Raw genomic sequence first — 25123 nt, 5'->3', positions numbered from 1 at the left:
ACGCGATCCCGAGGTGAGCCGGAATTAGTTCCGGCGTCACCGAAAGCCATGTCGGCGTAATCACACCTTCGTACGGTTGTCCCGACCGCGAAAGACCACGATGAGGGCGGTCGACATGCGAGAGGAACGCTGCTCATGGCAACCGTCGAAGAAACGAAACCCGCATTCGCATTTCAGAAACGCGGACGATGGATAGACCACTGGGAACCGGATAACAGTGAATTCTGGGAAAACGGCGGAAAACAAACCGCCCGAAAGAATCTGATCTTCTCGGTATTCGCGGAAAATCTCGGCTTCAGCATCTGGGTGATCTGGGGCAGCGTCGTCACCGCCATGGGCGCGGCCGGTTTCGACTTCCTCGCCGGACTCGGCAAGGGCAACCCGACCGCGGTGAGCAATGCCCTGCTGCTCACCTCCACACCCACGCTCGTCGGTGCGGCACTGCGCATTCCGTACACCTTCGCCATCCCCCGCTTCGGCGGGCGCAACTTCACCATCTTCAGCGCGGGCATGCTGTTGCTGCCCACCCTGGGGCTGGCCTGGTTCGTCAATCAGCCCGGTACGCCCATGTGGGTATTCATGCTGCTCGCGGCGCTCGCCGGGGTCGGCGGCGGCAACTTCTCCTCGTCGATGGCGAATATCAACTTCTTCTACCCCGAAGGCAAAAAGGGTGCGGCACTTGGCATCAACGCCGCGGGCGGCAATCTCGGCGTGGCGCAGACGCAGCTGTTCGTACCGCTGATCATCACGCTCGGCACGCACATCATGGCCAAGGACGCGGGCGGTTACCGGTTCGGCATCACTCTCGCGGTGCTGATGTGGATTCCGTTCATCCTCGTCGCCATGGTCGGGGCGCTGCGGTACATGGACTCGCTGTCCGGTGCGAAATCCGATGGGGCGTCGTACAAATTGGCGCTCACCAATCGGCACACCTGGGTGATGGCGATCCTCTACGTCGGCACGTTCGGATCGTTCATCGGCTTCTCCTTCGCGTTCCCGACCCTGCTCAAGGCGAATTTCCCCAGCCTGGCCAAGATCGGCTGGATGGGGACGCTCGGTAATCTCGCGTTCCTCGGCGCGCTCGTGGGCTCCATGAGCCGGCCCTTCGGCGGCTGGGTGTCCGACAAGGTCGGCGGGGCCAAGATGACGCTGTACGTGTTCGGCGGGATGGCGGCTTCGACGCTGCTGATCATGGCTTCGTTGTCGGCCAAGAACTTTCCGCTGTATCTGTTCTCGTTCCTGCTGCTGTTCGTGTTCAGCGGTATCGGCAACGGGTCCACGTATCGGATGATCCCGTCCATCTTCGGGGCGGAATCACGGCGGCGGGCCTCGGAGACCGGGCAGGACATCTCAGCCGCGCTGATCTCGGCCAAGCGGCAGGCGGGTGCGGCGATCGGTGTCATCGGCGCGGTCGGCGCTGCGGGCGGCTGGGTGCTCCAGCAGGCGCTGCGGTTGTCGAATACGCACTACGGCAGCATGACTCCGGCGTTCTGGGGGTACGCGGTGGCGTATCTCGCGATGGCGGGGATCACCTGGTGGTTCTACCTGCGGACCTCGTTCGCGGCCGGGCGCACGCCGTCGCTGGCGCACGCCAACGTGTAAGTCCGCTCTCGGAGAGAGTGTCCACCCCTGAATATGACTGTCGCGCCGAGCAATTCGCTCGGCGCGACTTTTTCATGATCGAATTACAGGGTCAGCCGGATCATGTCGGCGGTGCGCGCCAGCCCCGGGAACGCCTGCGGCGTCGACCTCGGATGCAGCGCGTGCACGGCGAGCCGGAACATGACCGCCCGCACCAGCATCTGCGGCCATTCGGGCAGTCCGGCCCAGCGTTCCAGTAGGCCGTCATCGGCGCCGCCCCAGGACAGCGCGTCCACCACGATCACGGCCGCCGCCCAGGGCGCGGGCCGCCAATACGGGGTGATGTCGGTAAGGCCGGGGGCGGAACCGGTTTGGAAGAGCACGGTCCCGAAAAGGTCCCCGTGCACCAGCTGCGGCGGTGACGCGACCGGCTTACGCAGCGTCGAAAGCTGCGTGATCAACATCAGGCTGCGATCCCCGTCCGGCGAGGTCGCGGGCAACAACCCACCCAGCTTCAATGTCCGCAGCGGCACCGCCTCCCAGGCAGCCCGATCCGCCGCGGCGAAAACATCCACATCCACCCAGGGCGCGGCCGGAGCCTGCGCCAAAAACCGCGGCCGCTCCAACTTCGCCGTCACCTCGTGTAATCGAAGCGACAGCGAGACCACCTCATCGTGCCGAGGCTCCGGAATCCCCTCCAGAAACGTATCCGCCCGCCACCCCGACACCACATACCGCCCATCGGTGGCCCGCACCGGCCGAGCCAACCGCACCCCGTCAACCCGCAACGTCTCCCGAACCTTCGCCGACCAAGCGGCCCGAGCATGATCGGTAACCGGACTCAACACCACATCCGCACACCGCCACCCCCCATCCCAGTTCCCCAGCGGAACCGGCGCAGCCTCGCGCAACCCAAAGGTCGCCCGCACATGCTCAGGAGGCTCCACAGCAGTCATGGTCACGCGCGTACGGTACCGCCGCAAAGTGACCCGAATCGGACGCCGCGCCGGAAACCGCCCGGTCCGTAAACCATCCTTGCCGCCGCACCGATTCGATAGTCGACGAACAGACAACCGCGGCAACGGCTTCCCCGATTCGGACCGGTCGGGAGGTGACTCCCGACCGGTCTTCCCGTCTTGGCGCCCGTCAGTAGACCGGGAGGGAGGGGTCTACCTGGTTGGCCCAGGCGATGATGCCGCCTTGGAGGTGGGTGGCGTCGGAGAAACCGGCGTTCTTCAATGCCGCCAGGGCTTCCGCTGAGCGGATGCCGGTCTTGCAGTGCAGGACTATCGGGGTGTTTTGGGGGAGTTCGGCTAGGGCTTCGCCGGTGAGGATGCGGTCCTTGGGGATCAGGGTTGCGCCCTCTATGCGGACGATTTCCCATTCCACCGGTTCGCGGACGTCGATGATGGCCACGTCTTTGCCTGCGTCGAGCATTTCCTTCAGCTCGCGGGCGGTGACCGTTGAACCGATGGCGGCGGCTTGGCCTTCCTCGGAGACCACGCCGCAGAAGGCGTCGTAGTCGATGAGTTCGGTGATGGGCTCGCGTTCGGGGTCGCGGCGGAGCTTGATGGTGCGGTAGGTCATGTCGAGTGCGTCGTAGACCATCAAACGGCCCAGCAACGGGTCGCCGATGCCGGTGATGAGTTTGATGGCTTCGGTGACCATGATCGAGCCGATCGAGGCGCACAACACGCCCAGGACACCGCCTTCGGCGCAGGACGGGACCATGCCCGGCGGCGGGGCCTCGGGGTAGAGGTCGCGGTAGTTGATGCCGCGGCCGTCGGGGGCGTCTTCCCAGAAGACCGAGACCTGGCCTTCGAAGCGGTAGATCGAACCCCACACGTATGGCTTTCCGGCCAGTACCGCGGCGTCGTTCACCAGGTAGCGGGTGGCGAAGTTGTCGGTGCCGTCGACGATCAGGTCGTACTGGCGGAACAGCTCGATCGCGTTCTCGGGTTCGAGGCGAATCTTGTGCAGTTCCACGGTGATTCCGGAGTTGATCTCCAGAATCGAGTCGCGGGCGCTGTCGGCCTTGGAACGACCGATATCGGATTCACCGTGAATGATCTGGCGTTGCAGGTTCGACGCGTCGACCTCGTCGAATTCGACGATGCCGAGCGTGCCCACACCGGCCGCGGCCAGATACAGCAGCGCCGGGGAACCCAAACCACCCGCGCCGATCACCAGCACGCGAGCGTTCTTCAGGCGTTTCTGACCCGTCACCCCGAGATCGGGAATGATCAGATGGCGGCTGTAGCGGGCGACCTCGTCCTTGGTCAGCTCCGCGGCCGGCTCCACCAGGGGCGGCAGGGAAGGATGCGATGCTGTCACGCTGGCAGACTCCTCAATCGACTTCGCCGGCAACTCGCGGCCTGTCGTGCAACGCCGCGGCCCTGGCCGTTCTTCCCCAGCCTAGGCGGCGTGCGCGAGGACACTAGTCGCGGGGATACGGCCACGGATTGAAGCGGCATTTCTTGCCGTCCATCGGCACCACACCGGTCGGGTCGAGGGTGGCGATGTCGTTATTGCGGGTGCCGAAGGTCTGCTGCATCATCACCGGCGCCAGCCCGCCGTCCACATCGCACGGCTGATGTTCGTGATAGCCGATCGCGTGCCCGGTCTCATGATTGATCTGGTACTGCCGGTACGAGCCGATATCGCCCTCGTACGACAGCGCCCCGCGCACCCAGCGCACCTCGGACAGCACCACGCGATCCAAATCCGAGTTGTAGCAGGAGGAGTCGATCGGAATCTCGAATCCGCACGACTTGTGCGTGGTCTCCCGCGAGGTCAGCGAGATCCGGAAATCCGGGTTGCCGTTGTCGACGCGCCGGAACGCGAATCGCGAATCATGGGTCCAGCTCTTGGGATTGGCGAGCGTGGCATCCACCATCTGCGCCACCGAGGTGTCACCGCCGAACCCGGAAGTGTCCACCCCGTCCTCGATTTCGACGGTGTAGCTGAACACGTGCTCCGAACCGGCGCCGACCTGCGCGGTCCCGCCGGGAACGATATGCCAAGTGCCGGCGGCGATTTCGGTGAAGGGGCCGCCACCGGGCACCGCGCCGGTGGGCAGATTGGCGGCGAACTTGCCACTGCCCGGCGGCGGTACGCCGATGATTCTGGTGGTCTCGCTGCGATCACTCAACCGCCCGAAACCCGGTACCCCGGCGACACTGTCGCCGCCACCGCGGAACGCGTCCACCGCGACCAGCCCGGTCACCACGAGCAGCACCGGCAGCGCGTAGGCGCGCCAGCCGTAGGTGGAGACGAACCGCCCCAGCGGACTCTGCTTCTTGGCCTCGCGCTCGGGACGATCCCGCGATCCCTCGGGCACGGCGGTGGGATCCCAGCTGGCGCGCAACGGCTGATGCGGGAGCGGAAGCCGATCCTCGGCGAGTACCGGCAGTCCGGACTGTCCTGGAAGATCCGGTTGTCCGGATTGCTCGGGATGTGCCGGAGGGTTCCCGGTGTACAGCCCGAGCGGATCGTAAATCGGCCCGGTCGGTCGGCCTTTCCGCTTGGAGTTTCTGCCCCCGTCGTCGGTCACCAGAACAGACTCTCACAGTGCGCTCGACCGCACTCACGGGCCGTCATCGGGACAGCGACGGATCTCACAAATCTGGACATGTGCTACACAGTTGTGACCCGCCTCGCATAATCGAGTCGGCAAGCGCGCTCGCCGAATACACGAGCCGCATCCACAAAGCCTTGTGCGGATCGACAAACATCCAGCACATCAATATTCGGAACCTGGATCGGCACCGACCCCTCGAGCGAGTATCGTTCGGGTGATACCCGGTGACATCCTTTCCGCCGGGAATCGACTGGGAGATCGGAAAATGACTGACCTCGTGGACCGGATGAGCGCGCACCGCACGTCATCCGAGGCCATGGCGCCGACAAAGCGCGGCACCCGCCTGCCCCGCGAGGCCCGACGCGCACAGCTGCTCGCCGCCGCCGGGGAGGTATTCGTACTCCGCGGCTATCACGCGGCCGGCATGGATGAGATCTCGCAGTGTGCGGGCGTCAGCAAACCCGTGCTGTACCAGCACTTCTCGAGCAAGCTCGAGCTGTACCTGGCGGTGCTGCAGAACTATGTCGAAGCCCTCGTGTCGAGTGTGCGCCAGGCGCTGCGCTCCACCACCGACAACAAGCATCGCGTGCGCGCGGCCGTGCAGGCGTACTTCGACTTCGTAGATCACGAAACCCAGGGCTTCCGACTGGTTTTCGAATCCGATCTCACCAATGAGCCGCAGGTGCAACGCCGGGTCGAGCAGGCCACCGAATCCTGTGTGGACGCGGTCTTCGATCTTGTCGCGCACGATTCCGGATTGGACCCGTACCGCGCTCGCATCCTTGCCGTCGGCCTGGTCGGCGCGAGTCAGATCAGCGCGCGCTATTGGCTCGAGGCGGATCGCCCGATTCCCAAGGACGAGGCCGTCGATACGACCGTCGCGCTCTGCTGGGGTGGCCTGTCGCACGTGCCTTTGCACCCGATCGACGACAAATACTGAAGACCGAGCAAAGAATTGCCCCGTTGAATTCTCAACGGGGCAATTGCTTTTGGCGCATTCGCGGCTTTAGACGGCGGCGAAGCCGACACGACCCGCGGACGGAGCACCGATCTCCACGTAGGCGACCTTCTTGGCCTGGATCAGGTACTTGCGGCCCTTCTCGTCGGACAGCGTCACCACACCGCTCTCACCCGTCAGCGCGCCGGTGACCAGTGCCTCCACCTCGGCGGGAGTCTGCGCGCTGTTGATGATCAGCTCACGCGGGCTATCCGAAATACCGATCTTGACCTCCACGGCCAACCTCCGAACCTAGAGTCCTGTGCTGTCTTGGCCAAGGCTAGTGCAGGACGCCCGGCCACCGGCAGCGACCGCCCTGCGCTGAGAGCGAACGAGGGTCAGCCCAGACCGAGCACGCGCATGCGCTCGGCATGCGAGTCCTGCATATGTTCGAACAGGGTCGCGATACCGTTCAGATCGCCGGTCGCGGTGAGCACCAGTTCGGTCAGCTCGTCACGCTGGGCCATCACGTACTGCGCCTGCGTGATCGCCTCGCCGAGCAGGCGGCGTCCCCACAGCGTCAGCCGGTCGCGCTCGGAGCGATTCTGCTCGACCGCCCGGCGCACCTCTTCGATGACGAATTCCGAATGCGAGGTCTCGGCGAGCACATCGCGGACCACCTCGGCGACCTCGGGAGCCAGGGCGCCGGCGATCTCGGTGTAGAAGTCGGCGGCGATACCGTCACCGACGTAGAACTTGACCATCGACTCCAGCCAGGTGGAGGGGTCGGTGGAGGCGTGATAGGCGTCGAGCGCGCGCACGAACGGGGCCATGGCGTCGAAGACGTCCGCGCCGCGATCCGCGAGGGCCTGCTCGAGGGTTTCGAAATGGCCCATCTCATTGGCGGCCATCTTGGCGACGTGCACCTTGCCGCGCAGTGACGGCGACAGTTTGGCCTCTTCGGCCAGACGGTAGAAGGCGGAGATCTCACCGTAGGCGAGGACCGCGAAAAGGTCGGCGACTCCGGGATGTGTGGCGGCGATCCGCGCGTCGGCCGATTCCGACGCGTCGCCCAGCGCGGTAGACGAGTTTGCTCCCATGGACCCCACCCTAGTCCGCGGGTATGAACGCCATTCATCCATCGGTGACACATCATCGGTCGTACCCTCGAATTGCTCGGAAGGTACTGTGCCACAACATTTTTCATGATCATACCGATAGTTCGGGAGAAGTACCGTGCCCACTGCGATTCAGAACCTCGTCATCCTCGGCGACAGCCTGTCGGATATCGGCATCAAACGGGAGGCGCCGGCGGGCATGTTCGCCCGCGCCGCCGGGATGATGCGCACCAATGAAGTCGGCCGCTACAGCGACGGTAAGAACTGGGCCGACTACCTCGTCGAGTGGATCGGCGGGGAACCGCTCATTCGCGGCGATAAGAAGAACACCGAGTACGCCACCGCACCGCATCGCACGCTGACCACCGATTCGCTGGTGCTGCGCACCAACTTCGGTGACCTCGCCCCGGTCAAATACGCCAACTACGCCGAAGGCGGGGCCATCGCGGCCTCGGATTGGAAGCCCAAGGCCGGGGCGCTGGGATACCTCAAAGAGCAGGTCTCGACCTATATCAACGCCCGCCGCAAGCTGATCGAGCAGAACCAGTTCACCGGGCACACCCTGCACGTCATCTGGATCGGGCTCAACGACCTCATCACCGCGAAGCGGCCGGTCCCCGACAATCCGGGACCGACCGATGCGGCCGGAACCGGCGTCCGGCCGCTGGTGCGGGAGATCAACGACCTGGTCAACGAGATCTGCGATTCGTTCCCGACCAATCCGTCATTCGAGCATTTCGTGCTGATCGACCTGCCCAGCCCGCTGGTCTCGATCCGCTTCCAGGACAAGGCCGCCGACAAGGGTGAGGATTCGGTCGCCAAGGCGGTCGCGAACGTACAGGCGTTCAACACCGCGCTGCGCCAGCTGGCCGCGCACTGGGTGCCGCCCAAGGACGGGCTGGGCGCGTTCGCGCCCAATATCTCGTTCGTGCGCATCGCCGACTGGATGCAGGTGGTGTCGAACAATCCGCAGCAGTTCAATCTGACGCCGCTGGCCCAGGATCACGGGCCGGTGCTCTATATGGGCATGCAGGATCCGGCGCCGCCCGCGATCCGCCGCGCCCTCACCACCAGCGATCTCGCGCACCCCACCCAGGCGGTGTACGAACTCATCGCGCGGCAGATCGCCGACACCCTGGTGCCCAAGTACCGGATCGGGACCCTGACCGTCGAGTCCTGGCCCGAAAGACGGCCGTTCCCAACGATTCCCGGGGTCTAACCCACATCCCCCAGGAACTTGTCCAGGTACGTCCAGGTATCGCGTGAGATGAGAATGCCGAGATGCGAACCGGGTGCGGTCTCGTACCGCACCTCCGGCGAACCGGTCAGCGTCTTGGTGCCGTGCTCCACCGCGGCCGCCGCGGTGATCGCATCGTTCGGCCCGCCCACCAGCAGCACCGGAACAGTGACATCGGCGACTGCGATTTCACGCGCACCGAAATGCACCACGCCCTTGCCGATGTCATTGTTCAGCATGAACCGGCCCCACAACTGGTTGTAGAAACGGCCCGGATAACCCGGCAGCGAATTCTGGAAACGATCGATCGTCGCCATCCGCTCCAGCGTCGGCGTATCGGTGATATTGCTGGCAATGAAGAAGGGGCGCTTGAGTTCTCGATCCCACGCGGTCGCGCGGTACGCGATCCGGGTCAGCTGCGCCGACACCCCGCCGGTGGCGCGAATCGCGGCCGTCGCGGTGCGGCCGCCGTCCAGGCGGGCCAGCGCGCGCAATTCGCGCACGCCCACCATGTGGTTGTAGCTCAGCGGCGCGCCCACCGCGGTGATGGAACGAATCGGCAGCGTGTCATCGGCGGCCGCGGTCAGCAGCGCCAGCACGCCGCCGATGGACCAGCCCACCAGATCCACCGGCTGACCACCGCGATCGGCGGACACCTGGCGAATCGCCTCGGGCAGGATGTCGTCGATCCAATCCTCGAAACCCATGCGGCGGTCCTCGAAGGTGATATCGCCGTAGTCGACCAGGTAGGGAGCGCGACCGGATTCCAGCAGGAAGCGCGCCATGCTCTGCTCGGGGCTCAGATCGAAACAGAAGGCGGGGGCGGCCAGCGGCGGCACCAGCAGCACCGCCGGATCGCCGTCCGCCGCGCCGTCATAGCGGCGCAATTCCCGGTGCGGCGCACTGGAAAGCACCGTTGACGGGGTCGGTTCGGGGGCTCCGATGCCGGTGCCGAAGGTCAGGGCCCACGCATTGCGCGCGGCGATGCTCACGGTGTCTGCCAAGCTCACCCGCACAACTTCGCACATGCTGCTACAGCTTGTAACAGCTATGTGAGCAATCCAACTGCCGACCTGGGTGGGTACACGCGACATCCGGGCCAATTGCACTGCGGCACAATCCTTAACGTGGCTGCGAAGACTCCGGGACAGCGACCGCTATGCCCGGTAATCGCGTCTATCAGCGCAATATCCGAGGCAATTGCGGTGGCGGGGAAAAGAGCGAAGACCGTATCACGCTACAATCTCCGGGGACAACGGAAACTTTCGCTCGAACGTGTTTCGCTCGAGTGGCCGTAGTCACGGAAAATGTGCGCGCACTCCGATCCGCAACATTGTCCGCCGCGCCAGGTCGATGCCCGAAAGAGCATCCCGCAGCGGGGACAGACGAACGGATCAAGTGGCAGCGCGGACCGACCGGTCCGCCCCACACCTCGTGCGCGCGAGACGCGATAAATCGAGGAAGGCACGTACCCTGAGCAAGATCACCGTAGAGCAGGAACCCGGAGTGGCCGACACGCTGCTGACCGCGGAGCTCGACGAAACCCACACCGCCCCCACCTTCGCCGAACTCGGCGTGAATCCCGAGATCGTGCGCGCCCTCGGCGAAATGGGCATCGAACGCACCTTCGCCATCCAGGAACTCACCCTGCCGCTCGCGCTGGCCGGTGAAGACCTCATCGGGCAGGCCCGCACCGGCATGGGCAAGACCTTCGGCTTCGGTGTGCCGCTGCTGCACCGCATCGCCTCGGGCACCTCGGGCACCATTCCGCTGGACGGCACGCCGCGCGCACTGGTCATCGTGCCGACGCGCGAGCTGTGCATGCAGGTCACCTCCGATCTGGAGAACGCCAGCAAGTACGTCAAAACCCATGAGGGACGGCCGCTGCGCGTCACCTCCATCTACGGCGGACGGCCCTACGACACCCAGATCGCCGCGCTGCGCAATGGCGTCGACGTCGTGGTCGGCACCCCCGGACGACTGCTGGACCTGGCCGAACAGCAGCACCTCATCCTGGGCAAGGTCCAGGTGCTGGTGCTCGACGAGGCCGACGAAATGCTGGACCTGGGCTTCCTGCCCGATATCGAACGCATTCTGAGCATGGTCCCGAACCAGCGTCAGACCATGCTGTTCTCGGCCACCATGCCGGGTCCGATCATCACCCTGGCGCGCACATTCCTGAACCGGCCCACGCACATTCGGGCCGAGGAGCCGCACGACTCGACGATCACCGATCGCATCACGCAGTTCGCCTACCGGGCGCACGCGCTGGACAAGAGCGAAGTGGTCGCCCGCATTCTGCAGGCCGAAACTCGTGGCGCCACAATGATTTTCGCGCGCACCAAGCGCACCGCACAGAAGGTGGCCGACGATCTGGCCGAGCGCGGCTTCGCGGTCGGCGCGGTACACGGCGACCTCGGGCAGATCGCCCGCGAGAAGGCGCTCAAGAAGTTCCGCGAGGGCAAGATCGACGTGCTCGTCGCCACCGATGTCGCCGCGCGCGGTATCGATATCGACGATGTCACCCACGTCATCAACTACCAGTGCACCGAGGACGAGAAGACCTACGTGCACCGCATCGGCCGCACCGGCCGCGCGGGACGCACCGGTGTCGCCGTCACGCTCGTCGACTGGGATGAGCTCAAGCGCTGGGCCTCCATCGATCAGGCGCTGAAACTCGGTATGCCGGAACCGGTCGAGACCTATTCGCGCTCCCCGCACCTGTACGCCGATCTGGGTATCCCCCAGGACGTCACCGGCATCGTGCGCAAGCGGCCCGTCGTACGCGATGAGGACGCCGTGGTGGTGGAACGCGAACCCCGCGAGGCGCGCTCGCCGCGCAGCCGCAATCGCAAGCGCACCCGTGGCGCGCGCACCGGTGAGGACGTGCGCGTCAACGGCTCGAATTCGACTGACGCGGTGGCTGATTCGGTCAATAGCAACTCCGTGAACGGCGGATCGGTCAACGGCACCGCCGTCAACGGCAATGGCAATGGCGCGGCCGTGAACGGTCACGCGCTCAACGGTCACGCCGTCAACGGCCATGTGGTCGCGGGCAACGAGGAAGGCTCCGCCGATAGGCCGGGTCGTCGCCGTCGCCGCCGCCGTGGCCGTGGCGGGTCCGACAATGCCGCCGCCGCAACGGTTTCCACCACCGCCGAGGGTCAGAACGACACCGAGTCGCCCGTCGAAGCCCCCCGGGCCGAGACGACCGAGGCACCGGCACGCGAAGGCCGCAGGCGCAATCGCAACCGCCGCAACCGGGGGTCGGACAACAACGGCGCGCGCAACGGTGAGCACACCGAGAACGCGATCACCGCGACCGAGAACACCGGCACCGTGAACGCCGCCGCCCGCACGGAAGCACCCGCCGTCGCCACGGTCACGTTCAGCCATGCGGACGAAACCGTCACCACGGCAACCACTTCCGTCGCAGCTGCGGATTCGGCCACGACCGCGGATTCGGCAGCGCCCGCTTCGGCTGACTCGGCGACATTCGCGTCGGCTCCGGCTGTCTCGGTGACGTCCGCGTCGGCTCCGGCCGGCTCGGTGGCATCGGCTCCGGCTGATTCGGCCGAGGCCGCCGCCCCGGCCAAGCGCACTCGCACCCGCCGTGCGCGGGGAACGAGCGAGAACGGTTCGGCTCCGGTCGAAACGGGCGTCGCGGACTCGGCGCAGGTCACCGCGCCTGCCGCCGAATCGGCTGTCGCCGAGGTGAATTCGACCGAGGCCACATCCGGCACGGCCACCGCCGCCCCGGCCAAGCGCACCCGCACCCGCCGCGCGGACAAGCCCGCCGCCGATGCGGCCACCGGCAACCCCGCCACCGCCGATCAAGCGGTCGACGGTGCCGCCGCCGCGCCCGCCGCGACGGTCACCGCCGCAGCCGAAGCGCCTGCCACCGCGGCAGGGGTACTCGGCCAGCGCCCCGCCCGCCGCCGCGCCAGCCGCCCGGCTCTGGCTCCGGGCGATGCGGCTGCCGAAACCACCGCTGCCGCAGTCGCTTCCGGCGATCCGATCACCGCGGCGGTGGCTCCGGCCGAACCGGTCAAGAGCACCGGCCGCCGCCGGGCCAGCCGCCCCACGGCGAGCCCGGCCCCGACGCTGAACGGTTCCGCCCCCACCGCAACGGTGTCCGGCGATCCGATCACCGCCACCGCCCAGGTCTCGGAGGACGCCGCCCCCAAGCGCGCCCGCCGCAGCACCAAGGCCGCCACCGAAACCGCCACGGCCCCCGCCGAAGTCGCAGTCGCGACCGAAGCAGCCGCACCGGTGCAGAGCCCCCGCAAGCGCACCGCCAAGGCGGCGACCACCGACGCGGTCGCCGAAGTCGCGGCCGCACCGGCCAAGGCCGCTCGCAAGAGCACCAAGGCCGCGGCCAAGCCCGCCGAGGTCGCGGAAGTGGTCGCCGAGCCCGTGAAGGCCCCGGCGCGCAAGAAGGCCACCGCGGCCACCAAGGCTCCGGCAGCGGAACCCGTCGAAACCGCGCCCGCCAAGACGGCTCGTAAGAGTGCGGCCAAGGCAGCGGTCGAGGTCGTCGCCGAGCCCGCGAAGGCGACCGGTAAGCGCGTCGCCAAGAAGGCTGTCGCAGTGGAGGTTCCGGCCGAACCGGTCAAGGCGGCTCGCAAGAGCACCAAGACCGCGGTGGCGGAGAAGACCGTCGCACCGGCCAAGACCGCACGCAAGACCGCGGCCAAGGCAGTTGCGGCAGCCGAGGTTCCGGCCGCACCGGCCAAGGCCGCTCGCAAGAGCACCAAAGCCGCGGTGACGGAGCCTGCCAAGGCCCCGGCCCGCAAGACCGCCACCAAGGCCGCCGCCACCAAGGTCGCGGCAGCGGAGAAGACAGTCGCGCCCGCCAAAACCGCACGCAAGACCGCGGCCAAGGCAGTTGCGGCAGCCGAGGTTCCGGCCGCACCGGCCAAGGCCGCTCGCAAGAGCACCAAAGCAGTGGTGACGGAGCCTGCCAAGGCCCCGGCCCGCAAGGCAGCCACCAAGGCCACGACCGCTGCCGCGTCGAAGAAGGCCGCCCCGGCTGCCAAGGCCGCCAGCAAGAGTGCGGTCAAGACCGTTGCGGCAGTCGAGGTTCCGGCCAAGACAGCTCGCAAGAGCACCAAGGCCGTAGTGGCGGAGCCCGTCAAGGCTCCGGCACGCAAGAAGGCCGCCGAACCCGCCTCCAACGGGGCGAAGGCCGCCCCCGCGAAGAAGGGCAAGGCGAAGGTAGCCGAGGCCGCACCGGCCAAGAAGACCCGAGCCAAGGCAGAGCCCGAAGCACCGAAGTCCGCCGCCAAGAAGCGGACCAAGGCCACCGCTTCCAAATAACCGAAGCAGTCAGCCGGGACCGCCGCTCACCCCTGAGCCGCGACCACCCGCTGGCACGTCATCGCCGCCGCGATCGTCACCCCGACGATCGCGGCGGCGCTGGTTTACGACACTGATCAGGCCGGAGCGGCCGTTGCGGTGGCGCGAGGGTGGGTTGCCGCCTCGGCGTGGAGGGTGGGATCGGATAGTCTCGCTGTCGTGCTCGCACCCGAGCGGCGAACGCGCGCCGATATTCTCACCGCTGTCGCGATCGTCGCTCTGCTGGCGATCGCGATAGGCGTGGTGTGGTGGACCAGTGATGCTCGCGGTACCGAATCGGTGACCGCGGATAAGACGCTTTCCGCGCCACCTACTCCCGAACAGCTGCCCGCGAGCATGCGGGAGCTGTGGAATTCGCCGGATCCGGCCGCTGCGCGGGCCATCACGGTCGGCGGGGTCGCGGTTACCGGGGACGGGGGGACCGTCACCGGACGGGATCCGGTCACCGGTGCGCAGGTGTGGAAGTACCAGCGGGATATGCCGTTGTGCGGGATCGAATCCCAGTTCGGAACGGTGATCGCCACCTATCGGGATCAGCGCGGATGCAGTCAGACCACGCTGCTCAACGCCGAGACCGGCGGGCGGATCACCTCGCGATCCAGCTATATGGACGATTCCATCAAGATGTCGGTGGACGGGACCTACACGCTCGCACAGGGACCGGACCGGCTCGAGGTGTGGCGCTCGGATCTGGTGCGCACCCTGGAATTCGGGAAGGTCGACGCACCGGTCAACTCGAAGACCCAGCCGCGCACCGGCTGCGCGCTGCTGTCGGCGGCCTCCTCCCCCAGCCGCGTCGCGGTGCTGGAGCGCTGCCCCAAGGACACCGCCGTCCGGCTCACCGTGTTGAATCCGGCGCCCAAGGACGGCACCACGCCCGAGGAGTACAGCACCCACGTGCTGAACGAACCCGGTGGCGCGTCCGAGAGCGCCCGCGTGATCGCGGTGTCGGACAGTCGAATCGCGCTCTACCTGCCCGGAATCGGCGGCACCGCACCACAATTCACGATCTACGACATTTCCGGCAATGTCATTGCCACGCACCAGCTTCCGGCTCCGCTGCCGGACAACGCACTGGTGAGTCATCTCAGCTCGGCCTGGTTCGTCTTCACCGGACAGTCGCTGCTGGCGCTGAACGCGAGCACCTTCGACGTCAGCTGGACGATCCAGAACGTGCTCGGCACCCCCACCCTGATGTCCGGTCAACTGCTGGTGCCCGCGCCCGAGGGCCTGCGCGCCGTCGATCCCGCCACCGGTGCGGCCACCGGCCGCGTCACGGTGCAGCGCACCGACTATCACAATGAGCCGATCTCGCTGGCCGCCATCGGCGGCACGGTGCTGGAACTGCGCGGCACCCGGCTGTACGCGCTCGGCGCGTAATAGACCGTTTCGCGCGGCCGTACCGTGTCTCGGATCGGGCGGTGATACCGCCGCCAATTCCGTGCGCCGCCGCCCGGGACGGGTGGTTTGTCGGGCATGATCGAAGGCGTGTCCGAACATGATTATCGGCTGATATTGCTACGACACGGTGAGACGGAGTGGTCGGCCTCGCGCCGCCATACCGGGCGCACCGATATTCCGCTGACACCCGCCGGGGAGGAACAGGCCCTGGCCGCCGGGAAATTGCTGGCCGGTCTCGGGCTACACGATCCGCTGGTATTCAGCAGTCCCCGGCAACGCGCATTGCGCACTGCCGAATTGGCCGGGTTGACCGATGTGCACGTTGACGACGATCTCGTCGAATGGGATTACGGCGAATACGAAGGCCTCACCACGCTGGAGATCCAGCGTATGTCACCCGGCTGGACCATCTGGACCGGCGTCACCCCCGAGGGCGAAACCGCCGATCAGGTTCGCAAGCGCGCCGACCACGTGCTGGCCACCGTCATCCCCGAACTCGCCAACCGCGATGTGGTGCTGGTCGGGCACGGGCACTTCTCCCGGGTCATGATCGCCCGCTGGGCCGAATTCGAGGTGGTCGAGGGGCGGCGATTCTTCCTGTCCACCGCCGCCGTTACCGTGCTCGGGTACGACTACCAGGCGCGAACCCTGCTCGCGCACAACCTGGTTCCGCAGTTGGAAGGGAACTGATCGCATGATCCGCCGCGCCACACCCGCCGATATCCCGGCCCTGGTGGGACTCGTCTACGACCTCGCCGAATACGAGAAGCTGCGCGACGAGTGCACGCTCACCGAAGAGCAGCTGCGCACAGCGCTTTTCGGCCCGAACCCGGCGGTCTTCGCGCATGTGGCCGAGGGCCCGGGCGATATGGGTGTGGCGGGCTGCGCGATCTGGTTCCTGAACTACAGCACCTGGACCGGCGTGCACGGGATCTATCTGGAGGATCTGTACGTCAAGCCGGAGACGCGCGGGCTCGGCCTGGGCCGGGATCTGCTGGCGGCGCTGGCCCGCGAGGCCGTCGAACAGGGGTACTCCCGGGTCGACTGGGCGGTGCTGGACTGGAATGAGCCGTCGATCAATTTCTACCGATCGATCGGCGCGGTCGCGCAGGACGAGTGGACCGGGTACCGGCTCACCGGCGGCGCGCTCGCCCGGCTGGCCGCGCACGCCGACGACTGAGCCGATCCGGAACATCGGGTCGGCGAGCGCTCGAAAACGCGGCTGCGGCGTGATCAGCGGGGCTTACGCGGCACTCCTGGACGATTGACCTACTCGTCGTCCAGGGTGTCGTACCCGGCCGCCATCCACCGACTCGACGCGGGCGCGAACAGCGCACCGAGCGCACCCAGCGCGATCACGCCGAACAGGATGCCCAGCGGCACCTGATGCGAGGTGATCATGTACCAGGCCGGCGGCAGCAACAGCAGATTCGCGATCACCGCGATGGCCCGCCCCCACCGCTTACCCCGGAACAGTCCGAGCCCGGCCGCCAGCACCGCGCCCGCCAGAATCACCAGCCAGGCCGCGGTCCCGTACCCGTTCACCACATGCTGATCACTCCCGGTGGCCGCGCGCAGAATCAGCACGATCGCCACGATCACCCCGGCCGCGCCCTCCAGCGCCACCAGCGCACCGGCCACCCGCACGGTGCCGGGCACCATCGTCGACGCGCCCGCACCTGTCTCGTTCTGCTCAGCCACCCGCCCAGCCTACGACCGTCCGTAGTTCACGCAATCATCGGATGAGGCTCCGGCACACACCAGTTCGTTCGCGGCCCGGCCCGGTTCTGGACTGACGGAGAGAGGGAGCGCAGCGACTGAACGGAGGAGGGAAGAACCGGGCCTTCGGGGGCCGCGAACCCGCACCGCGACGAAGGAGCGGTGCAATTGAACACAGTAGGCTGCTTGGGTGCGGACGCTGCTGATCGTGAATCCCAATGCCACCTCCACCACCCCGGCTACTCGCGATCTGCTCGCCCACGCACTCGAAAGCCGCACGCAGCTGACCGTGGTGCACACCGAACGGCGCGGGCACGCGGCCGAACTCGCGCGCTGGGCCGCGGACACCCGGATGGATCTGATCGTGGTGCACGGCGGCGACGGCACCGTGAACGAGACGGTGAACGGTTTTCTGCCGCTGCCGCATGAGCCGCAGCGCGACTGGCTGCCGCGACTGGGCGTGATCCCGGGCGGGTCGGCGAATGTGTTCGCGCGCTCGCTCGGCATCGAACAGGATCCGGTGTTCGCGGCGAACCAGTTGATCGATCTGCTGGCGGCGGACGCGGATCGGCGCATCGGGCTCGGCCTGGCCGACGATCGCTGGTTCCTGTTCAGCGCGGGCGTCGGCCTGGACGCCGATGTGTGCGAGGCCATCGACGCCAAGCGCGCCAACGGCAAAGCCGCTACTCCCGCACGGTATCTGCGCACCACGGTGCGTGAGTTCTTCAAGGCCGCACGCAGTCTCCCCCAGGTGCGCCTGGAGATTCCGGGTCACGAACCGGTCACGGAAGTGCATTACGCATTCGTGACCAACACCAGCCCATGGACTTTCCTCGACAACACGCCGGTCCGGACCAACCCCGGCACGACCTTCGAATCGGGTCTCGGGGTGTTTGCCATGCGAACCATGGGCATCGTGCCCACCCTGATGATTGCCCGCCAGTTGCTGGCAAGCGATGGAAATCCCAAGGGACACAAATTGTTTCGCGAGGACGACGTCCCCTCCGTCCGCATCGAAGCCACCGAGCCGATCGGACTGCAAATCGATGGTGACTTCATTGGTCGGCGCAACATGGTGAATTTCACAGCCGCACCGGATATCCTCGATGTGGTCGCGCCGAAGCCCTAACCGGTAAGACACACCTGAGAAACCTTGCGGTTGCGCTGCGAAAACCCGCTCGACCGAGTAGAAATGGTTCGGCAGGCCCGCCTTGTAGGGGTCTTACAGCGTGAGCTTCCCCACGGTGCACCAGGTATCTATTGACATCTACGGTGTTCGTGAAAGCATTCACAAGCAACCGTGCGGAAACATTCGAGTCGCACAAGTGAACGGACCACAAACCACAGGGGCAGCGCCATGCGCATGCCCAAGCAAAGGAGCAGAGGAATGGACTGGCGCCACAAGGCCATCTGTCGCGACGAGGACCCCGAGCTGTTCTTCCCGGTGGGTAACAGTGGTCCTGCGCTCGCGCAGATTGCCGATGCCAAGCTGGTCTGCGCTCGCTGCCCTGTCACCGCCGATTGCCTTTCCTGGGCCCTGAAGTCCGGTCAGGATGCAGGCGTGTGGGGTGGAATGAGCGAAGACGAACGTCGTGCGCTGAAGCGTCGCAACGCTCGCACGCGTACCCGCACCGTCGTCTAACAGCAGCTAGACGACTTGGCGCTAGGCCGCACAGCTCGCGGCCCAGCGCAATTCAGCCCGGCACCGCATGGTGCCGGGCTTCAGTGTCTAAGGCGAGACTCTTAAGTCTCAGGGGCTCCGCCCCCGAACCCCCAAATGCACTTTGGGCTGCGACTAAACCTCGACTCTGCGACTCGCCGAAGAACAATTCCGTTGAGTGGGATTCAGCTATTCATGAATGACATGAGCGCTTCGCCACTAATGGCGAAGCGCTCATTTAATGGCGCGGGTGTGCCGGTTTCTAGCGGGCTGAACGGCGGCCCAGGGGGACGCGGAGAACGGCGTCGGTGCCAATGTCCGCGCCCGGGTGCAGGCCGATGGAACCGCCCAATTCGGCGGTAACCAGGGTTCGCACGATTTGCAGGCCGAGGCGGTCGGAGGCCTCCAGGCTGAAGCCGTCGGGCAGGCCGCGGCCGTCATCGCTGATGATCACGTCCAGCCAGCGGGCCGAGCGCTCCGAGCGGATCGTCACGGTGCCGTTCTCACCCGCGTCGAAGGCGTGTTCGATTGCGTTCTGGACCAATTCGGTGAGAACCATGACAAGCGGGGTTGCGCGTTCGGCCGAGAAGACGCCCAAAGAGCCTGCGCGCCGGACCTTTATGCGAGCGGTGTGCACCGTAGCGACATCGGCCATTATCGGCAAGAGGCGATCCACGACTTCGTCGAGATCGACCTCCTCGTCCACCGACATCGAAAGCATCTCGTGCACAGAGGCAATGGAGGTGACGCGGCGAACCGATTCGGTCAGCGCCAGCCGCGCCTCCTCGTTCTCGGTGCGACGGGCCTGCAACCGCAACAATGCGGCAACCGTTTGCAGATTGTTCTTGACACGATGGTGGATCTCGCGAATGGTCGCGTCCTTGGACAGCAGCGCACGGTCGCGGCGCTTCACCTCGGTCACATCGCGCACCAGCACGGCCGCGCCGGCCAGCTCGCCATTGGGACGCAGCACAAGTGTGCGCAGCAGCACCGTCGCACCGCGCGCCTCGACTTCCATTCTGCGCCCGGCCTTTCCGGCCAGCGCGGCCTGGATATCGCCGACCACCTCCTGCGCGTCGAACGGATCGGTGATGAGCGAGCGCGTGGTCAACGCCAGATCCTGGCCGACCAGATCGTTCTGCAAACCCATGCGGTGATAGGCCGAGAGCGCGTTCGGGCTGGTGTAGACCACGATGCCGTCGGTATCGAGACGAATGAAACCGTCACCGGCGCGCGGGCTGGAATGCGCCCCGGTGCGATCCTCCAGCGCCGGGAAGGTGCCATCCGCGACCATCTGGCACAGATCATCCGCGCACGCCATGTACGCGATCTCCAAGCTGGAGCGCATCTTTCGGCGCTGCACATCGGTATCGCGGCCGAGAATGGCGATCACATCGTCGCCGACGCGGACCGGAATGGCCTCGCGGATCGCGTGCACCGGATGCGGGTGATAGACGCCGGACACCTCGGAGTCGGTGTCCACCCGGTTGATATCGCTGGTCAGCAGCGCTTCGAAGATCTGCGGGAAGGCATCCTTGTTGGCCAGCGAGCCGACCAGATCCTCCGGATGCACGGTCGGCGCGGTGGTGGGGCGGCACTGGGCGACACACACCACATCCGCGCCATCGGTGATGGGACCCGTGCCCACCCACAGATGCAGGTCCGCGAACGACAGGTCGGCCAGTAACTGCCAGTCACCCACCACCCGCTGCAGATGATCGACCGCCGCACCCGGTAGATCGGTGTGCTCAGCCAGTAGATCGCTCAGTGTCGACATTCACCCACGCTCCTCAGATCCCAACCTCGGTGTATGTTCCCACGCCGAACTAAGGATTCGCGCTTTCGCCAGGAACGCGCGGTACCGCAGGTGTTGCCGGGGGGTACTAGCTGATGACCGCGATCAGGTCATCCTTCTGAATCACATCGCCGGGCTTGACGTTGATGGATGCCACGGTGCCCTCGGCCTCGGCCACGACCGGGATCTCCATCTTCATCGACTCGAGGATCACCAGGGTGTCGCCCTCCTTCACCTGATCGCCCACGTTCGCGACGATCTGGAAGACGGTGGACACCATCTCCGCGAGTACTTCCTCAGCCATGTTGCCCCTCGGTTTTCGTTGACCTGATCCGATGAAGGTACAGCCAATCACACGTGAAAGAATGGTCTTCAATCAGAAGGGAGACTACCTATGGGTAAGCGTGGACGTAAGAAGCGTGGCCGCAAGAAGAACGCAGCCAACCACGGCAAGCGGCCGAACGCCTGAGCTGGCTATATAGCTCGAAATGCACTGAGCGGCACCACTTCTCATCGAAGTGTGCCGCTCATGCTTTTTCCGGGGGTACTACTCGACCGGTTCGATCCTGGTCTCCACCTGGGTGAAGGTCGTGCGGATCTCCATGGTCAGGCGGGCGCGCAGGGAGTCGGGGGCGCGCTCGCCGCCGCACTTGCGGTTCAGCAGCGACTTGAGCTTCTCCTCCAGGCCGTACGCCTCGATGCAGGGGGAACACCGGTTGATGTGCTCCTGCAGGCGGGCCTTGATCGACTCGTCGCACTCGTTGTCCAGGAGCAGCCAGACGTCGGCGAGTACCGCCGTGCAGTCCATATCCATCTCGTCGCTCACTGGGTGACCTCCTGACGCGCGTCATTGCCCGACCGGTTGAATCCGCGTTCCCGCGCCACATCCGCGAGCAGGCCCTTGAGCTGCTTACGGCCGCGGTGCAGGCGGGACATGACGGTGCCGATGGGGGTTCCCATGATCTCGGCGATTTCCTTGTAGGGGAAGCCCTCCACGTCGGCGTAGTACACCGCCATGCGGAATTCCTCCGGAAGTTCCTGTAGAGCGCGCTTGATCTCATCGTCCGGCAGCGCCTCGAGGGCCTCCATCTCGGCCGAGCGCAGACCCTGCGAGGTGTGCTCCGCCGTGGCGGCGAGCTGCCAATCGGTGATCTCGTCGGTCGGATACTGCGCGGGCTGGCGCTGCTTCTTCCGATACGAGTTGATGTAGGTGTTGGTGAGGATGCGGTACAGCCACGCGCGCAGGTTGGTGCCCTCGCGGAACGAGCGGAAACCCTGGTACGCCTTGGCGAACGTCTCCTGGACCAGATCCTCGGCATCGGCCGGATTACGGGTCATGCGCAGCGCCGCGCCGTACAGCTGATCCAGCAGCGGCAGCGCGTCGCGTTCGAATCGGCGGCCGAGCTCCTCGGTGCTCTCCGTGCTGCGCACACGGTTCTCGTCATCTTGGCCGGAATCGCCGCCGTCGATGGCCTCGTCAGTTTCCGAGTCGTCATCGGGCAGGCGATCGACCTTGTCGTCGTCGCTCGTCACGCTGTTCCCTTCGATCGCCGTAGCAATTGAATCTACCGCGAGCGGGACGGGCGCCGGGAAACCGGCAGGGCGGGCGATGTCTGCTGGGATGTTGATCAGCATCCGCACCGGGCGTTCTTCGACCAGAACGGTCACCGACTCCTCCTTCGTGATGAATAACCTCGCGCAACTGTGACGCGTATGGCGTGCAACAGGGCGGGAGATCTTCGTGTTCCCGCCGGTGCGAAATCCGGTGTCGCGTCACGGCCGCGGCTGTTTAGGGTGACGGCATGGCAGCTGCGTCGACTCCCGCGATCAAGGCCCTGGTGCAGGCGAAGGTGGAGCATCGGGTGCATGCGTATACGCATGATCCGCGCAGTGATTCGTACGGGGCCGAGGCGGTGGACGCGCTCGCCGAGGAGCTCGGACTGGTGGCCGGGCAGATCTTCAAGACCTTGGTGATCGAGCTCGGATCGGGCGGGCTGGCGGTCGCGGTGCTGCCGGTTCCGGCGAAGCTCTCGCTCAAGGCGGCGGCCGGGGCGCTCGGCGGTGGTAAGGCCGCGATGGCCGATAAGGCGAAGGCCGAACGCACGACAGGCTATGTGCTGGGCGGGATTTCGCCGCTGGGTCAGAAGAAACGATTGCCGACGGTGATCGACGAATCGGCGCTGGGATTCGATCGGGTGCTGTGCAGTGCGGGTAAGCGCGGGCTGGAGATCGAGCTCGCGCCCGCCGATCTGGTGCGGCTCACCAGGGCCGTGACCGCGGCCGTCGCCGTGAGCTGAGACACCCTCCCGAAAAAAACTTGCCAAGACACAACTATCTCCACATACTTGCTCAGTACAACTAGTTGATTGCTACAAGCAGTTGTTTAGCGCAAGGAGGTGCCCGATGAGCGATGACCCGGCGATTACGCTCGCCGACGACCTGCTCGACACCATCGGTTACCAGCTCACCCGGCTCACCCGGCTGCGCGAGAAGACCAACGCACAGGTCGCCGCCGCCACCAATGGCGAGGTGGAACCGGCCGCGTTCGGCATCCTGTTCCAACTGCTACACAACGGGCCGATGCGCTCGGGCGCACTGGCCGAGGCCCTGTACTCGGACGCCTCCACCATCAGCAGGCAGGTCGCGGCCCTGGTGAAACGCGGACTGCTCGAACGCCGCGCCGATCCGGCCGACGGACGGGTCAGCGTACTGGCGGTCACCGACCTCGGGCGCGAATGCGCCGCGCAGATTCGGATGCGCCGCAATGAATCGCTGACGCAGATCCTGCGCGCCTGGGAGCCCGCCGAGCGCGACACCTTCGCGCACCTGCTCGAGCGCTTCGTGGACGACTACGAGATCAACCGGCAGACCATGCTGGCCGAACTCGCCACCCGCGCCCCCCTCTTCCCGAAAATCGATTCCGCAGAGAGTAATTCGTGACGACTACCGCAGAGACGGAAGCCGCGGCACCCGCGGGCTTCACGCATAAGCAAATCCTGGTGGTGCTCAGTGGTCTATTGCTCGGCATGCTGCTGGGCGCGCTGGACCAGACCATCGTGTCCACCTCCATCCGCACCATCGCCGATGACCTGCAGGGTTATTCGATGCAGGCGTGGGTGACCACGGCATACCTGATCACCGCCACCCTCTCCACCCCGCTGTACGGCAAGCTCTCGGATATGTACGGCCGCAAGCCGTTCTACCTGGCCGCCATCACGATCTTCGTGGTCGGCTCGCTGCTGTGCACGTTCTCCCAGTCCATGTACGAGCTGGCCGCGTTCCGCGCGTTCCAGGGCCTGGGCGCGGGCGGCCTGATGTCGCTGGCGCTGACCATCCTCGGCGATATGGTCGGGCCGCGTGAGCGCGCCCGCTACCAGGGCTACTTCCTCGCCGTGTTCGGTACCTCCAGCGTGGTCGGGCCGGTGCTCGGCGGCATCATCTCCGGACAGGACACCATCCTGGGCATCACCGGCTGGCGCTGGGTGTTCCTGGTGAACGTGCCGCTGGGCATCATCGCGCTGGCCGTGGTGTCGCGGGTGCTGAAGCTGCCCAAGGTGGAGAAGCCGAAGGTGGCCGTCGACTGGTTCGGCGTGCTGACCATGGCCGTCGGCCTGGTGCCGCTGCTCGTGGTCGCCGAACAGGGACGCGAATGGGGTTGGGGCAGTGTCAATTCCATCACCTGCTATGTGGTGGGCGCGCTCGGCCTGATCGGATTCGTCGCCATCGAGGCCAAACTCGGTGACGCCGCGCTGATTCCACTGCGCATGTTCAAGAACTCGACCTTCGCACTCGGCGTGGTCATCTCGATCGTGGTCGGTTCGGCCATGTTCGGCGGCATCACCCTGCTGCCGCAGTACCTGCAGGTGGTGCGCGGGTCCAGCCCGACCCTGGCCGGTATGCAGATGCTGCCGCTGGTGGTGGGCATGATGACCGCGTCCATCGTTGCGGGACAATTGATCTCGCGCACCGGACGGTACAAGTGGTTCCCGCCGATCGGCGCCGGACTGCTGGTGCTGGGACTGTTCCTGCTGCACTTCGTCACCGCCGACACGCACCTGTACGTGACCATGCTGTTCATGCTGATCACCGGTCTGGGACTGGGCAATCTCATGCAGCCGCTGACGCTGGCGATTCAGAACGCGTTGCCGCCCAAGGATATGGGCGTCTCCACCGCGGCCGCGACCTTCTTCCGGCAGATCGGCGGCACGCTCGGTGTCGCGGTGTTCCTGTCCATCCTGTTCTCACAGGTCGGGCCGAATATCAGCACCGAATTGCAGTCCGCGGCAACGACTCCGGCGTACCAGGCCGCCATCGCCGAGGGCATGCACAGCAGCAATCCGGCCGATGTGGCGCTGTCCACCGGGCTCGCCAAGCAGGATCACGCCGCCGCGGCGCAGGTGCTCAATGACAGCTCGATCATTCAGAAGCTGAATCCGACGCTGGCGCATCCGTTCAAGGTCGGCTTCGCCAATGCCATGGACACGGTGTTCCTGGCGGCGGCCGCGGTGGCGCTCATCGCGATGGTGCTGGTGCTGTTCTGGAAGGAGGTGCCATTGCGCACCGCCGGCGGTATCCAGGCCCGGCAGCAGAAGGTCGAGGAGGCCGCGGTCGAGGCCATCGGCTAGCCGACAAGATCAACCGCTGGGCGCTTGACCAGCACTTTTGACACGCACACATCCGGTCACCTTCCACGGGAAGCGGCCGGATGTGTGCGTTACTTGTAGTGCGTGGGTTCCC

23 protein-coding genes and 1 pseudogene are annotated in these 25123 nt (G+C 66.0%); 13 read left to right on the top strand and 11 right to left on the bottom strand.

Going from position 1 to position 25123, the window contains the following annotated elements:
• The first annotated feature begins 135 nt into the window (after positions 1-135).
• A complete protein-coding gene (locus tag ACFVUS_RS35085; RefSeq protein WP_387776651.1) occupies positions 136-1602 on the top strand; it encodes an MFS transporter in 1467 nt (488 codons plus the stop codon).
• 83 nt (positions 1603-1685) lie between these two features.
• Here the strand turns inward: ACFVUS_RS35085 and ACFVUS_RS35080 are convergent, their stop codons facing one another.
• The 3 genes from ACFVUS_RS35080 to ACFVUS_RS35070 all read right to left on the bottom strand — a co-directional run bounded on the left by ACFVUS_RS35080 (position 1686) and on the right by ACFVUS_RS35070 (position 4993).
• Entirely contained in the window at positions 1686-2537 is an 852-nt protein-coding gene (locus ACFVUS_RS35080; protein ID WP_387778505.1) for a TIGR02569 family protein, read from the bottom strand.
• Between the two features lie 190 nt (positions 2538-2727).
• Entirely contained in the window at positions 2728-3915 is a 1188-nt protein-coding gene (moeZ, locus tag ACFVUS_RS35075; RefSeq protein WP_387776648.1) for an adenylyltransferase/sulfurtransferase MoeZ, read from the bottom strand.
• A gap of 103 nt (positions 3916-4018) precedes the next feature.
• The gene (locus tag ACFVUS_RS35070; RefSeq protein ID WP_387778502.1) at positions 4019-4993 is read right to left on the bottom strand and encodes a DUF3152 domain-containing protein; all 975 of its coding nucleotides are present in this window, start codon (positions 4991-4993) and stop codon (positions 4019-4021) included.
• A 433-nt stretch (positions 4994-5426) separates the two neighbouring features.
• Between ACFVUS_RS35070 and ACFVUS_RS35065 the strand changes: the two genes are divergently transcribed.
• A complete protein-coding gene (locus tag ACFVUS_RS35065; protein ID WP_375965885.1) occupies positions 5427-6101 on the top strand; it encodes a TetR/AcrR family transcriptional regulator in 675 nt (224 codons plus the stop codon).
• Positions 6102-6167: 66 nt separating this feature from the next.
• Here the strand turns inward: ACFVUS_RS35065 and ACFVUS_RS35060 are convergent, their stop codons facing one another.
• Positions 6168-6395 (bottom strand): DUF3107 domain-containing protein, encoded by a 228-nt coding sequence (locus tag ACFVUS_RS35060; protein WP_387776645.1) that lies wholly within the window; start codon positions 6393-6395, stop codon positions 6168-6170.
• A gap of 101 nt (positions 6396-6496) precedes the next feature.
• A complete protein-coding gene (locus tag ACFVUS_RS35055; RefSeq protein ID WP_387776642.1) occupies positions 6497-7198 on the bottom strand; it encodes a ferritin-like fold-containing protein in 702 nt (233 codons plus the stop codon).
• Positions 7199-7334: 136 nt separating this feature from the next.
• Here ACFVUS_RS35055 and ACFVUS_RS35050 point away from each other — a divergent pair, with 136 nt between their 5' ends.
• Positions 7335-8435, top strand: a complete 1101-nt coding sequence (locus tag ACFVUS_RS35050; RefSeq protein ID WP_387776639.1) for an SGNH/GDSL hydrolase family protein — start codon at positions 7335-7337, stop codon at positions 8433-8435.
• Here the strand turns inward: ACFVUS_RS35050 and ACFVUS_RS35045 are convergent.
• Complete coding sequence (locus tag ACFVUS_RS35045) at positions 8432-9463, bottom strand: alpha/beta fold hydrolase (protein WP_387776636.1); 1032 nt, start codon at positions 9461-9463, stop codon at positions 8432-8434. The two genes, ACFVUS_RS35050 and ACFVUS_RS35045, sit on opposite strands and share 4 nt — an antisense overlap.
• Positions 9464-9959: 496 nt before the next feature.
• On the opposite strand from ACFVUS_RS35045, the pseudogene ACFVUS_RS35040 reads away from it, so the two are divergent.
• The 4 genes and pseudogenes from ACFVUS_RS35040 to ACFVUS_RS35025 all read left to right on the top strand — a co-directional run.
• Positions 9960-11621 (top strand): annotated as a pseudogene (locus ACFVUS_RS35040) (DEAD/DEAH box helicase); the annotation flags it as partial.
• Positions 11622-13970: 2349 nt separating this feature from the next.
• Entirely contained in the window at positions 13971-15191 is a 1221-nt protein-coding gene (locus tag ACFVUS_RS35035) for a hypothetical protein (RefSeq protein WP_387776633.1), read from the top strand.
• A 96-nt stretch (positions 15192-15287) separates the two neighbouring features.
• Complete coding sequence (locus tag ACFVUS_RS35030; protein ID WP_387776630.1) at positions 15288-15902, top strand: acid phosphatase; 615 nt, start codon at positions 15288-15290, stop codon at positions 15900-15902.
• Positions 15903-15906: 4 nt separating this feature from the next.
• Positions 15907-16392: a GNAT family N-acetyltransferase gene (locus ACFVUS_RS35025; protein WP_387776627.1), complete on the top strand. Its 486-nt coding sequence runs from the start codon at positions 15907-15909 to the stop codon at positions 16390-16392.
• An 89-nt stretch (positions 16393-16481) separates the two neighbouring features.
• Here ACFVUS_RS35025 and ACFVUS_RS35020 read toward each other — a convergent pair whose 3' ends face one another.
• Positions 16482-16874 (bottom strand): hypothetical protein, encoded by a 393-nt coding sequence (locus tag ACFVUS_RS35020; RefSeq protein WP_387778499.1) that lies wholly within the window; start codon positions 16872-16874, stop codon positions 16482-16484.
• Positions 16875-17121: 247 nt separating this feature from the next.
• Between ACFVUS_RS35020 and ACFVUS_RS35015 the strand changes: the two genes are divergently transcribed.
• Positions 17122-18060 carry a diacylglycerol kinase family protein gene (locus ACFVUS_RS35015; protein ID WP_364639535.1) on the top strand — a complete coding sequence of 313 codons (939 nt, stop codon included), beginning with the start codon at positions 17122-17124 and terminating at the stop codon, positions 18058-18060.
• A 258-nt stretch (positions 18061-18318) separates the two neighbouring features.
• Positions 18319-18573 carry a WhiB family transcriptional regulator gene (locus tag ACFVUS_RS35010; RefSeq protein ID WP_011211115.1) on the top strand — a complete coding sequence of 85 codons (255 nt, stop codon included), beginning with the start codon at positions 18319-18321 and terminating at the stop codon, positions 18571-18573.
• A gap of 280 nt (positions 18574-18853) precedes the next feature.
• Here the strand turns inward: ACFVUS_RS35010 and ACFVUS_RS35005 are convergent, their stop codons facing one another.
• On the bottom strand, positions 18854-20368 hold the full coding sequence (locus tag ACFVUS_RS35005) for a sensor histidine kinase (RefSeq protein WP_387776622.1): 1515 nt from the start codon (positions 20366-20368) through the stop codon (positions 18854-18856).
• A 106-nt stretch (positions 20369-20474) separates the two neighbouring features.
• Positions 20475-20690 carry a biotin/lipoyl-binding carrier protein gene (locus tag ACFVUS_RS35000; RefSeq protein WP_387776619.1) on the bottom strand — a complete coding sequence of 72 codons (216 nt, stop codon included), beginning with the start codon at positions 20688-20690 and terminating at the stop codon, positions 20475-20477.
• Positions 20691-20780: 90 nt separating this feature from the next.
• Between ACFVUS_RS35000 and ACFVUS_RS34995 the strand changes: the two genes are divergently transcribed.
• Positions 20781-20855, top strand: a complete 75-nt coding sequence (locus tag ACFVUS_RS34995) for a 50S ribosomal protein bL37 (RefSeq protein ID WP_153805149.1) — start codon at positions 20781-20783, stop codon at positions 20853-20855.
• Between the two features lie 78 nt (positions 20856-20933).
• Here ACFVUS_RS34995 and rsrA read toward each other — a convergent pair whose 3' ends face one another.
• Together rsrA and ACFVUS_RS34985 are read right to left on the bottom strand one after the other, a co-directional pair.
• Positions 20934-21200 carry a mycothiol system anti-sigma-R factor gene (gene rsrA, locus ACFVUS_RS34990; RefSeq protein ID WP_375966466.1) on the bottom strand — a complete coding sequence of 89 codons (267 nt, stop codon included), beginning with the start codon at positions 21198-21200 and terminating at the stop codon, positions 20934-20936.
• 8 nt (positions 21201-21208) lie between these two features.
• A complete protein-coding gene (locus tag ACFVUS_RS34985; RefSeq protein WP_387778496.1) occupies positions 21209-22021 on the bottom strand; it encodes a sigma-70 family RNA polymerase sigma factor in 813 nt (270 codons plus the stop codon).
• A 167-nt stretch (positions 22022-22188) separates the two neighbouring features.
• Here ACFVUS_RS34985 and ybaK point away from each other — a divergent pair, with 167 nt between their 5' ends.
• The 3 genes from ybaK to ACFVUS_RS34970 all read left to right on the top strand — a co-directional run bounded on the left by ybaK (position 22189) and on the right by ACFVUS_RS34970 (position 25011).
• Complete coding sequence (gene ybaK, locus ACFVUS_RS34980) at positions 22189-22683, top strand: Cys-tRNA(Pro) deacylase (RefSeq protein ID WP_387776616.1); 495 nt, start codon at positions 22189-22191, stop codon at positions 22681-22683.
• A 106-nt stretch (positions 22684-22789) separates the two neighbouring features.
• Positions 22790-23326, top strand: a complete 537-nt coding sequence (locus ACFVUS_RS34975; RefSeq protein ID WP_387776613.1) for a MarR family winged helix-turn-helix transcriptional regulator — start codon at positions 22790-22792, stop codon at positions 23324-23326.
• Positions 23323-25011 (top strand): MDR family MFS transporter, encoded by a 1689-nt coding sequence (locus tag ACFVUS_RS34970; protein WP_387776610.1) that lies wholly within the window; start codon positions 23323-23325, stop codon positions 25009-25011. The genes ACFVUS_RS34975 and ACFVUS_RS34970 overlap by 4 nt, the downstream gene beginning before the upstream one ends.
• The last annotated feature ends 112 nt before the right edge of the window (positions 25012-25123 follow it).

Source organism: Nocardia sp. NPDC058058, from assembly GCF_042885355.1.
Taxonomy (GTDB): Bacteria; Actinomycetota; Actinomycetes; order Mycobacteriales; family Mycobacteriaceae; genus Nocardia.
The sequence above is the reverse complement of the archived record's forward strand: the minus strand, read 5'-3'. Positions and strand labels throughout refer to the sequence as shown.

Bases quoted from the DNA above. Each gene is read 5' to 3' on its own strand.
- ACFVUS_RS35085 (WP_387776651.1), top strand. From the start codon at position 136: ATGGCAACCGTCGAAGAAACGAAACCCGCATTCGCATTTCAGAAACGC.
- ACFVUS_RS35080 (WP_387778505.1), bottom strand. From the start codon at position 2,537: ATGACTGCTGTGGAGCCTCCTGAGCATGTGCGGGCGACCTTTGGGTTG.
- ACFVUS_RS35065 (WP_375965885.1), top strand. From the start codon at position 5,427: ATGACTGACCTCGTGGACCGGATGAGCGCGCACCGCACGTCATCCGAG.
- ACFVUS_RS35055 (WP_387776642.1), bottom strand. From the start codon at position 7,198: ATGGGAGCAAACTCGTCTACCGCGCTGGGCGACGCGTCGGAATCGGCC.
- ACFVUS_RS35030 (WP_387776630.1), top strand. From the start codon at position 15,288: ATGATCGAAGGCGTGTCCGAACATGATTATCGGCTGATATTGCTACGA.
- ACFVUS_RS35025 (WP_387776627.1), top strand. From the start codon at position 15,907: ATGATCCGCCGCGCCACACCCGCCGATATCCCGGCCCTGGTGGGACTC.
- ACFVUS_RS35020 (WP_387778499.1), bottom strand. From the start codon at position 16,874: ATGGTGCCCGGCACCGTGCGGGTGGCCGGTGCGCTGGTGGCGCTGGAG.
- ACFVUS_RS35010 (WP_011211115.1), top strand. From the start codon at position 18,319: ATGGACTGGCGCCACAAGGCCATCTGTCGCGACGAGGACCCCGAGCTG.
- ACFVUS_RS35005 (WP_387776622.1), bottom strand. From the start codon at position 20,368: ATGTCGACACTGAGCGATCTACTGGCTGAGCACACCGATCTACCGGGT.
- ACFVUS_RS35000 (WP_387776619.1), bottom strand. From the start codon at position 20,690: ATGGCTGAGGAAGTACTCGCGGAGATGGTGTCCACCGTCTTCCAGATC.
- rsrA (WP_375966466.1), bottom strand. From the start codon at position 21,200: ATGGATATGGACTGCACGGCGGTACTCGCCGACGTCTGGCTGCTCCTG.
- ACFVUS_RS34985 (WP_387778496.1), bottom strand. From the start codon at position 22,021: ATGCTGATCAACATCCCAGCAGACATCGCCCGCCCTGCCGGTTTCCCG.
- ybaK (WP_387776616.1), top strand. From the start codon at position 22,189: ATGGCAGCTGCGTCGACTCCCGCGATCAAGGCCCTGGTGCAGGCGAAG.
- ACFVUS_RS34975 (WP_387776613.1), top strand. From the start codon at position 22,790: ATGAGCGATGACCCGGCGATTACGCTCGCCGACGACCTGCTCGACACC.